The organism is Microvirga pakistanensis (assembly GCF_004458765.1).
In the GTDB taxonomy this organism is placed as follows: Bacteria; Pseudomonadota; Alphaproteobacteria; order Rhizobiales; family Beijerinckiaceae; genus Microvirga; species Microvirga pakistanensis.
Map to the genome: position 1 here is coordinate 1 of NZ_SPJX01000335.1, position 223 is coordinate 223.

Consider the following 223-nt stretch of genomic DNA (forward strand, 5'->3'; position numbering starts at 1 on the left):
GCCCGGCAGGCCGGGGGCTGGTGCTCGAGACGAGGGCGGGCCTTCTGCCGGTGAGCCAAGTCTCCGACACCACGTTCACCGTCGACATGGGTCCGCCGCGCCTGGCGTGGAACGAGATTCCCCTGCGCGATCCTTATCCGGACACCCGCGCCATCGCGCTGGACACGCATCTGCCGGAAGCGCCGGAGCTCGAGAACCCGTCCGCCATCGGCATGGGCAACCC

Annotated in this window: 1 pseudogene; it reads left to right on the top strand. The window is 70.4% G+C overall.

Annotated elements, in window-relative coordinates:
- A pseudogene (locus E4K09_RS18080) lies at positions 1–223 on the top strand (diaminopimelate epimerase); the annotation flags it as partial.